This is a genomic window from Nitrosomonas communis (assembly GCF_024102715.1).
Classification (GTDB): Bacteria; Pseudomonadota; Gammaproteobacteria; order Burkholderiales; family Nitrosomonadaceae; genus Nitrosomonas; species Nitrosomonas communis_B.
Window position 1 is genome coordinate 1 of sequence record NZ_JAGFJM010000063.1, and the last position, 10,576, is coordinate 10,576.

Consider the following 10,576-nt stretch of genomic DNA (forward strand, 5'->3'; position numbering starts at 1 on the left):
AATATCAATATAGTATACATTAGAACCTGGCTCCTCTCGTGATGAAATACTTTTTCAAAATAGCCTCATCATAAGGAATTTAGGTTCTTTTTACTGCTTTTTCTTATGTCGAACTCACGTTATTAAACATGCTACCAGCTTTGGCAATGCGACCACCTGCTGGTGCTTTGGGATGCCAAGTGAGGCTTGATTCTCAGTGGAACCTTCGATTGAAAAGAAGAAAATTTGTGTGCTAACTCTCACTTTGCGTAAGTGAGAGTTAGCTGGTATCTGGCTAGCTATTTTGAGATCAAGAAATCAGTTGATGGAGTGCAACAAGTATTGAAGCAGCATAATCAGAATTATCTCTCTGATTCAGCGAAAAAGACTGATGCCAGTGCGTCTAGCGAGAAATCAGCCGGTGACTGTAAATCTTGAACAAAGCGAGATTTCCATTTTAATTTCATTTATTGAAATGTATTAGATTTGCTAACCTACAACCATGGTAGATTATCTTGAGACAGATTCTCCTCCCCCCAATTAATCAGACTTGGGCTTATCTAGAATAATCATCCTGTTTACGTCGCTATTAGTAGGAGATTACATTATCGTGCAAACTTTGAGTGAAACGCAATTGAGGCTGGTTAAGTCAGTTGGTGTTGAAGAGGAAAATGGAGCAGGTAAAGGCGACAGCAAATCATTGCTTACTGTAGATGAATATTATCAGCGCGTTGAGCAATATGCATGGAGGATTAGGAAAACCCATGATGTTAGTGAAATAATCAGCATTCTAGACAATGTATTGTCTGAAACCAGGGATTTGCATCAGAACGATGAGATGTCTAGCGTACGAGAAAAGATCTTCTATGCAGAGCGTAAAATTGAATCCCTGAGATATGAGCTGGAACTCATCAGGGAATTGGTGCATACAGACCAGATGACGGGCTTGTTTAACCGGCGCGGACTGGATGAACATTTTGCGTGCGAGGCTGCACGTGCAGACAGGAGCAAAGATCCGCTGTGCGCTGTACTGATCGATTTGGATAACTTCCAGGAAATTAACGAGATGTATGGTTATTCATTTGGTGATAATGTTTTGATCTATTTTGCGAAAATGGTGAAAGGTGCGTTGCGTCCAAGCGATGTGGTTGCACGCTACGGTGGTGAGGAATTTGTCATCTTATTGCCTGATACCCGTATAGACCAGGCGGTAGGCGTGATACAGCGGTTGCAGCATATCCTGGCTGACAAACCTATACTAAATACAAATAATCAGCCAGTATCGATCACCTTCAGCGGAGGGGTGGCATTACGTCAGGCCTATGAGCACCAGTATTCAGTGATTAAGCGTGCTGATGAAGCGTTATTTCGCGCAAAAAATACCGGCAAATCCCACATAGAAATTGCCTCATGACTTTAATAGTTTTGCAGTAACTTGCATTGGCAGTTACTGCCTCACTACTAGGCAAGATTGAGGGGACATTTTGGTTTTTGTAAGAGGTGAACACTCAGCGTTCATATGCCAGTGTGGGAGCAAGCCATTTCTCTGCTTCATCGATTGCCCATCCTTTTCTTCTGGCGTAATCTTCTACTTGATCTTTACCAATTTTACCCACGGCGAAATAAGTGGATTCCGGATGCGAGAAATAAAAACCAGATACGGCTGCGGTGGGGACCATGGCGTAAGATTCAGTAATAATAATGCCTGCTCTTTTTTCAGCCTCGAGTAAGGCAAACAGCGGTCCTTTTTCGGTATGATCAGGACAGGCCGGATAACCTGGGGCGGGGCGAATTCCCTGATATTCTTCATTGATAAGCTGCTCGTTGGTTAGGGTTTCATCCTTGGCATAACCCCAGAATTCCCGTCGTACACGTGCATGCATGTGTTCGGCAAAGGCCTCGGCCAAGCGATCAGCTAAAGCTTTTAGTATGATGGCATTATAATCATCATGGGCCGCTTCGAACGCCTTGACACGCTCATCGATACCAAAACCCGCTCCGACAGCAAATAATCCAATCGTATCAATGATGCCGCTTTCTTTAGGCGCAATAAAATCGGCTAAGCATAAATTGGGACGTCCTGCTGGCTTGACTGTTTGCTGCCGTAAAGTGTGGTAGGTCATCAGCACTTTGGTGCGAGATTTATCCGAGTAAATTTCGATATCGTCGTGATTGACTGAGTTGGCTGGGAAGAGACCGATGACAGCATTGGCTGTGAGCCATTTTTGTTCAATGATCTTTTTCAGCATGCTTTGTGCATCACGGAACAAGTTGCTGGCAGCCTCGCCCACTACCTCATCTTCTAGAATAGCCGGATAGCGTCCGGATAATTCCCAAGCCTGGAAGAAGGGCGTCCAATCAATATAAGGTACCAGCGCTTCCAAGGGATAGTTATTCAGCGTTCGAATGCCTATGAAACTTGGCTCAGCCGGCGTGTAGTGTTGCCAATCTATTTTCAACGCATTGGCGCGCGCTTCTGCGAGAGAGAGCAATTGCGCTGGTCCTTTTTTATTTTTCTGCTGGGCGCGGATTTTTTCTTGCCCGGCCTTGATTTCTTGTTTGTACACAATATGCTGATCCTCGGACATTAACTGGCTGCACACGCCGACAGCGCGGCTGGCATCGGGTACCCATACTGTCACTCCGCTATAATGTGGGGCAATTTTCACAGCGGTATGCACGCGCGAGGTCGTGGCGCCTCCGATGAGAAGGGGAATGGTAAATCCTTCGCGTTCCATTTCCTTGGCGACATGCGCCATTTCTTCGAGGGAAGGGGTGATCAAACCGGATAAGCCAACGATATCAGCCTTCTCATTGCGTGCAGTTTCCAGAATTTGCGCACTTGGCACCATCACACCCATATTGATGACTTCATAGTTATTGCACTGGAGCACGACTGTGACAATATTTTTGCCAATGTCATGCACATCACCTTTGACCGTGGCAATCACGATTTTTCCTTTGGGTTTGGCGTCACCAGAGATTTTTTTTTCTGCCTCAATATAGGGGAGCAGATAAGCAACCGCTTGTTTCATGACGCGTGCCGATTTAACCACTTGGGGCAAAAACATTTTACCAGCACCAAACAGGTCGCCCACGACGTTCATGCCATCCATAAGGGGGCCTTCGATCACTTCTATTGGCCGTCCACCTTTGCTTGCAATCTCCTGTCGAATGATTTCAGTATCTTCAGTAATATAGTTAGCGATTCCTTTGACCAGGGCATACGTTAGTCGCTGACGGACAGGCTCATTACGCCAGGCAAGATCCTCAACCTGCTCCTTTTTCTGTCCTTTGAAATTTTCAGCGAATTCAACCAGGCGCTCGGTGGCATCAGGGCGGCGGTTAAGCAGCACATCTTCAACCCGCTCAAGTAAATCGCCAGGAATGTCAGAATACACACCTAATTGGCCTGCATTGACGATGCCCATGGTCATGCCTTCCTGGATCGCGTGATACAGAAAGGCAGTATGGATGGCCTCTCTGATGGGCTCATTTCCGCGGAAAGAAAAGGAAACATTGGAAACACCACCGCTGATTTTGGCGTAAGGCAAAGTCTGCTTGATGACTCGGACGGCCTCAATGAAGTCCAGTGCGTAATTGTTATGTTCCTCAATGCCAGTTGCAACGGCAAAGATATTCGGGTCAAAAATAATATCTTCAGCTGAGAAACCAGCCTTATCGACCAGTACACGGTAACTCCGCGTGCAGATTTCCACTTTGCGCGCGAGGGTGTCGGCCTGCCCGCTTTCATCAAACGCCATCACAATAACTGCGGCGCCATAACGGCGTGCAAGCTTGGCTTGATAGATAAACTCTTCTTCCCCTTCTTTCATGCTGATGGAGTTGATAATAGCTTTACCTTGAATGCATTGCAGGCCTGCCTCAATCACGGTCCATTTGCTGGAATCAATCATGATGGGCACGCGGCTGATGTCTGGTTCCGCCGCAATCAGATTAAGAAAGGTAACCATGGCTTTTTGTGAATCCAACATGGCTTCATCCATGTTGATGTCAATGATTTGCGCGCCATTTTCTACCTGGCTGCGTGCGATGCTTAATGCTTCCGCATAATTGTCATTAAGTATCAGGCGGGCAAAGGCTTTTGATCCCGTAACATTGGTGCGCTCGCCCACGTTGACGAACAGCGAGTCGTCACCAATATTGAGCGGCTCCAGGCCAGATAGACGGAGTTTCTTGGGGATATCCGGGATTTTTCGTGGAGCAATCCCCGCTACTGCCTCGGCGATCGCTTTAATATGGGCGGGTGTTGTGCCACAGCAGCCACCGACAATATTGACGAAGCCAGACTGGGCAAATTCCTTGATCAAACTCGCGGTGTATTCGGGTGATTCATCATAGCCGGTTTCGGACAGGGGATTCGGTAAGCCAGCGTTGGGATGGGCGCTGGTATATACCTCAGCTACATTGGAAAGTTCTTCCACATAAGGACGCATTAATTCTGCGCCCAGCGCGCAGTTAATGCCTACTGACAAAGGTTGTGCATGTCTGACTGAGTTCCAGAAGGCTTCTGGTGTTTGGCCGGAAAGATTGCGCCCGGAAGCATCAGTAATCGTTACCGATATCATTATAGGCAAACGCAGATGATGTCTTTCGAAATACTGATCGATTGCGAACAATGCAGCTTTGGCATTCAAAGTATCGAAAATGGTTTCAACCAGCAGGATATCGACTCCGCCATCAACTAATCCATGGATGGCTTCCGAATAATCGGTAACAAGCTGCTCGAAGGTGATCGAACGGAAACCAGGATCATTCACATCTGGTGAAATGGAAGCCGTTTTGGTGGTGGGTCCGATCACCCCTGCGACAAAACGGGGCTTGTCCGGTGTTCTGCTTTCCATTGCAAGCGCTTCTTCACGCGCTAATTTTGCCCCCATAAAATTCAACTCATAGACCAAATCCTGCATATGGTAATCAGCCATCGAAGGCGTATTGGAGTTGAAAGTGTTGGTTTCAATGATATCGGCGCCTGCTTCCAGGTAGCGTGCATGAATCGAGCGGATGATCTGGGGCTGTGTCAGCGTTAATAGATCATTGTTACCCCTGAGGTCATGAGGAAAATCTGCAAAACGGCTGCCTCGATAATCAGCTTCACTCAACTTGTGGCTCTGGATCATTGTTCCCATCGCGCCATCCAGGAGCAGGATGCGGCGAGTAAGTAGATTTTCCAACAAAGTGGTGCGATGATGATGAGTCATGATGGCGTAGTCTTTTCCATTGAATGCAAAATAACTGATTATACCCTATGGCTCCTGCATCATGGCCCGGTGAAATATCTAGTCATGCATTGCTCTAATAACAACATGGCACACTACAGACTCGCAGGACTATTTCTATATTTCTACTTCAAAAAAATTAATAAAAATGAGATCGTAGGGACATAAATACAACATAAGATAGGCATGCGCGGCGCTTATATGTTGGACGATAAAAAGAGTATCAGGAATTTTCCAGAAAAGATTGGTAGCATGTGCGGCAATAGCAAGCTCAGTGCATATTACCTGTGTCGTTGTTCTCGGCAGAACGTGGTTATTTCTTTATGCCCGTTAACAATACCCAACCTTCTCTTTTATCGGCAATATCCATGTCAAACCATGGCCGGTAGCTATCGATGACTTCGCTGGCTTGCTCCTCCAGTATGCCGGAAAGCGCGATCGAGCCACCTGTTCGTACAGCATGCATCAATATTGGAGCGAGCATGATTAATGGGTTGGCTAGGATATTAGCGACAACTTTATCGACCTGCTCATTTACTTCCCTCTTTGCAGGCAGAGAATCCAAAGTAGTGGAGAACAATATTTTTTCCGGATTGCACTGATTGAGTGCTGCATTGTCACAACTGGCGGCGATGGCGTTGGCATCAATATCGATGCCGATCACACAACTTGCGCCGAGCTTTAAGGCAGCAATTGCCAATATACCCGAACCACATCCGTAATCGAGTACGGTCTCACTGGCTTGTATATTTCTGTCCAGCCAGCAGAGGCAAAGCTGAGTGGTCGGATGGCTGCCGGTCCCAAAAGCGCGTCCTGGATCAAGAATCAGATTGATTGCTGTCGAGTCAGGAGGCTGATGCCAGGTTGGAACAATCCATAATCGTGATGATATTTTGATGGGATCGAATTGTGCTTGTGTCAATTTGACCCAGTCCTGTTCTTGTATGCAAGATAAGCGATACTCGGGTTGAGTCGCAAGTTCAAGTGCCTGCGTTATCATTTGCATGATTACAGGGATGTTTGTGTCTTGTTCAAATAAGGCAGTGACTGCTGCCTGCGTCCAGACCTCGTCCGTGTGTTCACCGGGCTCATCAAACAAAGGTTGTTCTTGCTCAGTGCCTGCGGCAGCATCATGAATATCGACCGATAGGGCGCCTAACTCAAATAGTTTGTCACTTAAAATTTCAACATGCGTGGCATCAATTTCGATAGTAAGGGATACCCAAGACATATTTCGCTGTGAGTGACCTCTTTTAATAAGAAGACCGCTTAATCATTTTCCTTGCTCGCTTTATTATGCAAGGCAAGTTTGTGTTCAAGATAATGAATCGAAATGCCGCCGCTAAGGAAATTGGCGTCAGATAGCAGATCAAGGTGGAGTGGAATATTCGTTTTAATACCACTAACGACCATTTCCGAAAGTGCAATACGCATTCTGGCAATAGTTTGATCCCGATCATCTCCATAAGCGATGATTTTACCAATCATGGAATCATAATAAGGCGGCACCATATAGTTGTGGTAAACGTGCGAATCAACCCGGATCCCCGGCCCACCCGGTGCGTGATACTGGGTAATGCGGCCTGCCGAAGGTGTTAGTTTATAGGGATCTTCCGCATTGATACGGCATTCAATAGCATGTCCTTTGATCACAATATCTTTTTGCCGGAGCAAGAGTTTTTCTCCTGCAGCAACGCGAATCTGCGCCCGTACCAGATCAATACCAGTGACAGCCTCGGTCACAGGATGTTCTACCTGCAAACGGGTATTCATTTCAATGAAATAGAATTCATTGTTTTCGTAGAGGAACTCAAAGGTTCCTACACCACGGTAATTGATGCGACGACAGGCTTCCGTGCAACGTTCACCGATTTTATCGCGTAGTCGTGGTGAGATATCCGGTGCGGGCGCTTCTTCAATAATTTTTTGATGACGGCGCTGCATGGAGCAATCTCGTTCCCCCAAATGTACTGCATTACCATATTCGTCAACCAGCACCTGTATCTCAATATGCCTGGGGTTTTCCAGATATTTTTCTGCATAAACGGTTGGATTACCGAAGGCTGTTTGGGCTTCATTTCGTGTCGTAATGACCGCATTTGAAAGTGCAGCTTCAGTGTGCACTACGCGCATACCTCGGCCTCCGCCGCCGCCAGCAGCTTTGATAATAATGGGATAGCCTATCGACTTAGCAATCTTCTTGATTTCCTCAATCGATTCTGGTAGTGCACCATCTGAACCAGGAACACAGGGCACACCTGCCTGCCTCATCGCATTTTTTGCGCTGACTTTATCGCCCATCAACCGTATGGTTTCTGGTCGGGGACCAATGAAGATAAAGCCGCTTTTTTCTACTCGTTCAGCGAAATCAGCGTTTTCTGATAGAAAACCATAGCCTGGATGGATTGCTTCGGCGTCCGTCACTTCTGCTGCACTGATGATAGCCGGTGTATTCAGGTAACTTTGTGAAGATGGAGCAGGGCCGATGCACACGGATTCGTCAGCAAGCTTGACATATTTTGCTTCAGCATCAGCTTCGGAATGGACTGCAACGGTTTTAATTCCCAAGGCACGGCACGCACGTTGGATGCGTAGCGCAATCTCGCCACGATTAGCAATAAGTATTTTCTCAAACATATTTGAAGTATTTGAGGTGAAGTCTGGAAGGCTACATTACAAGGATGGATTGGATAATTGAAGAATCATCCAATCACAAATAAAGGCTCGCCATATTCAACTGGCTGCCCATTCTCAAGCAAAATGGCTTTGATGATACCATCTTTGTCGGCTTCTATTTCATTGAGAAGTTTCATTGCTTCAATAATACATAAGGTGTCACCGGCTTTAACGGCTTGTCCGGTCTCTACAAAAGGTTTCGCACCAGGCGCGGAAGAGCGGTAAAAAGTACCTACCATCGGTGACTTCACGATGTGCCCTTCCGGTAAGCTCGGTTTTACTTCTGTTTCTGTCGCAATGGTATTGGCTATATTGATGGGCACACTCGCTGTTGGCGCAGTGCCTGTCTGGTAATATTGGGGAGCGGCTGCATAACTTTGTGACAAGTAGCCAGATTTGTTGATGCGAACTTTTTCTTCGCCTTCAGTAATTTCTAGCTCGGTAATATTATATTCTTCAACTAACTCAATTAGTTTCTTCAGTTTTCTTAGATCCATATACAGCCTCCCGAGAACATCCCGTTCATGACTAATCCTAGAATCAAACCTGGAGTGTGGGTCATCATTAAGGTTTGCGAGATTTAGTTAAAAACAAAATTTATATAGTTTACTAACAAAGTAATGCATCAAAGCATATTTGATTGAGTAAGTGCGGCGGCATATTACTATATATTATCAATCCATTGCATTGTTCTTTATTTTTAGTCAATTAGCGCCTGATCAAATCATGTGCGAGTCATTGGAAGGTTTCGTGGAAATCATCATTTACTTAAAACTGATTGTAATGCCAGTTCATAGCCTTTCGCTCCTAGACCGCTGATTACGCCGATTGCAAGATCAGAAAAGTAAGATTTTTGACGAAATGCCTCACGCGCATAGATATTGGAGAGATGTATTTCAATAAAAGGTAACCCTGTCGCTGCTAAGGCATCACGTAAAGCGATGCTGGTATGAGTCAGGCCTGCGGGATTGATAATAATGAAATCAGTTTCATCACGCATAGCCTGCTGCACGCGGTTTATTAATTCACCCTCACTATTGCTTTGAAAAACTTCCAGCCTTGCTTCAGCAGCTAGCGATATTTCATACAATTTTCTGTTAATATCATCCAACGTCGTTTTTCCATAGATCTCGGGCTCTCGTATACCTAGGAGATTCAAATTAGGTCCATGGATGACCAGAATATTTTTAGCCGATATATCTCTAAGTGTCATTTTAAAATTATGGCTTTTTTTGCTGAAAATGTACAGATTTTTGGAGATAATCAGAGAAATTAAACGAAATTGTGAGGACTACTCTATTTGGTTGTTTAATTTGCCAAGGTTTGAAATTTCTCGTTAGCATGTTTAGTTTCTAGAAAAACCTTATAATTGCTTACGATTTCTTAAACCTCTATAATTCCGCTCTTGCTGGCATTCAGAATGCTGTTGTAGCTCAGTTGGTAGAGCAACTGATTCGTAATCAGTAGGTCGGAGGTTCGACTCCTCTCAACAGCACCAATAATCAATAACTTAGCGCAACTGCTGATAGCTCTTTACTTCGATTGTGTCAAATTTGTGCCAGAAAACATGGCATCCACGACACGTGCATGTGCGGCAAACTGGGCCGGGGCGAGATGTGCATACCGCCTCACCATCTCCGAAGACTCCCATGCGCCCATCTCCTGAATGACATTCAACGGTACACCATTCTGTGTTAACCAGCTTGCCCAGGTATGACGCAAATCATGCCAGCGAAAATTCTCGATACCGGCCCGCTTTAATGCTTTTCGCCAAGCTTTGGTATTTACTTGCTTTATAGGCATACCTTTATAAGTAAATACCGTTTTAGGGTGTTTTCCAACTTGTCTCTCTAATACAGTCATAGCCGTAGAATTGAGTGAAACATGAATTGGTTTCCCAGCTTTTGCCTGATCGCCGTGTATCCATGCAACATTGCGCCGCATATCAACTTGGGACCACTCAAGTTTTGTAACATTTGCTCGCCGCAAACCTGTAGCCAGTGAAAATTGCACAATATCTGCCAAATGCACCGGCAACTCCTGTATGAGCTTATTGGCTTCATCAGCATTCAAATAACGTATCCGTCGCTTGGGTTCCCGGTACAACTTAATAGTTGGTGCTTTATCAATCCACTCCCATTCAAGAGTAGCCCGCCGTAAAATGGAGCGAATCAATGCCAATAACCGATTTGCTGTAGCTGGTGTGGTTGTTTTTAACTTTAACTCACCTATCCTTGCAATTTCCTCACGAGTGATCTCATGAAGATACTTGCCCCGGAGGTATTGTTGGAGCCAACTGATTTTGGAAACATCATCATGATGTGTTTTTTTGTGTTGCGTTTCCATCAACCACTTATAAGCAGCTTCATCCCAGGTATATTTTGGTTTTTCACCAACTTTTACAACTCTCCACGCTTCCGCTTTTAGCTTGTCGTGGAATTCCTGCGCCTGGGTTTTGTCTTCTGTTGCAGCAGAACATCTAATGCGCTCGCCGCTTGGTGTGGTGAATCGAACCCACCACGTTTTACCGCGTTTAAAGAGTGACATAATTTTTTCTCCTCATGTCTCACTTGCAACGCTTGCCGAGTAGAAGCATATAACGAGCGGATATGATCGGCAAGGTCATCTTCGATAAATGCCCAGCGTTTTCCTAATTTGGCACCGGGGATGATTCCCGCTTT

General features: G+C 45.5%; 7 protein-coding genes and 1 tRNA gene. 2 read left to right on the forward strand and 6 right to left on the reverse strand.

The annotated features are described in order from the left end of the window. Positions 1-589: 589 nt before the first annotated feature. Positions 590-1,393 carry a GGDEF domain-containing protein gene (locus tag J5I83_RS06035; protein WP_304054182.1) on the forward strand — a complete coding sequence of 268 codons (804 nt, stop codon included), beginning with the start codon at positions 590-592 and terminating at the stop codon, positions 1,391-1,393. Positions 1,394-1,487: 94 nt separating this feature from the next. Here J5I83_RS06035 and metH read toward each other — a convergent pair whose 3' ends face one another. The 5 genes from metH to aroQ all read right to left on the reverse strand — a co-directional run bounded on the left by metH (position 1,488) and on the right by aroQ (position 9,108). Then, the gene (gene metH / locus J5I83_RS06040) at positions 1,488-5,201 is read right to left on the reverse strand and encodes a methionine synthase (RefSeq protein WP_304054184.1); all 3,714 of its coding nucleotides are present in this window, start codon (positions 5,199-5,201) and stop codon (positions 1,488-1,490) included. Positions 5,202-5,532: 331 nt separating this feature from the next. Then, on the reverse strand, positions 5,533-6,450 hold the full coding sequence (prmA, locus tag J5I83_RS06045) for a 50S ribosomal protein L11 methyltransferase (protein ID WP_304054186.1): 918 nt from the start codon (positions 6,448-6,450) through the stop codon (positions 5,533-5,535). 38 nt (positions 6,451-6,488) lie between these two features. Next, a complete protein-coding gene (gene accC / locus J5I83_RS06050) occupies positions 6,489-7,856 on the reverse strand; it encodes an acetyl-CoA carboxylase biotin carboxylase subunit (RefSeq protein ID WP_304054188.1) in 1,368 nt (455 codons plus the stop codon). A 65-nt stretch (positions 7,857-7,921) separates the two neighbouring features. Beyond that, on the reverse strand, positions 7,922-8,392 hold the full coding sequence (accB, locus tag J5I83_RS06055; RefSeq protein WP_304054189.1) for an acetyl-CoA carboxylase biotin carboxyl carrier protein: 471 nt from the start codon (positions 8,390-8,392) through the stop codon (positions 7,922-7,924). 263 nt (positions 8,393-8,655) lie between these two features. Further along, the gene (gene aroQ / locus J5I83_RS06060; RefSeq protein ID WP_304054191.1) at positions 8,656-9,108 is read right to left on the reverse strand and encodes a type II 3-dehydroquinate dehydratase; all 453 of its coding nucleotides are present in this window, start codon (positions 9,106-9,108) and stop codon (positions 8,656-8,658) included. A gap of 209 nt (positions 9,109-9,317) precedes the next feature. Here aroQ and J5I83_RS06065 point away from each other — a divergent pair. Further along, positions 9,318-9,393: transfer RNA gene (locus tag J5I83_RS06065), tRNA-Thr, on the forward strand. Between the two features lie 35 nt (positions 9,394-9,428). Here J5I83_RS06065 and J5I83_RS06070 read toward each other — a convergent pair. Continuing rightward, positions 9,429-10,442, reverse strand: coding sequence for a site-specific integrase (locus J5I83_RS06070; RefSeq protein WP_304054194.1), 1,014 nt, complete (start codon positions 10,440-10,442; stop codon positions 9,429-9,431). Positions 10,443-10,576 lie beyond the last annotated feature (134 nt).

What these genes read in the sequence shown, in the direction of transcription:
- metH (WP_304054184.1), bottom strand. Translation starts at nt 5,201, where the DNA reads ATGACTCATCATCATCGCACCACTTTGTTGGAAAATCTACTTACTCGC.
- prmA (WP_304054186.1), bottom strand. Translation starts at nt 6,450, where the DNA reads ATGTCTTGGGTATCCCTTACTATCGAAATTGATGCCACGCATGTTGAA.
- accC (WP_304054188.1), bottom strand. Translation starts at nt 7,856, where the DNA reads ATGTTTGAGAAAATACTTATTGCTAATCGTGGCGAGATTGCGCTACGC.
- accB (WP_304054189.1), bottom strand. Translation starts at nt 8,392, where the DNA reads ATGGATCTAAGAAAACTGAAGAAACTAATTGAGTTAGTTGAAGAATAT.
- aroQ (WP_304054191.1), bottom strand. Translation starts at nt 9,108, where the DNA reads ATGACACTTAGAGATATATCGGCTAAAAATATTCTGGTCATCCATGGA.
- J5I83_RS06070 (WP_304054194.1), bottom strand. Translation starts at nt 10,442, where the DNA reads ATGTCACTCTTTAAACGCGGTAAAACGTGGTGGGTTCGATTCACCACA.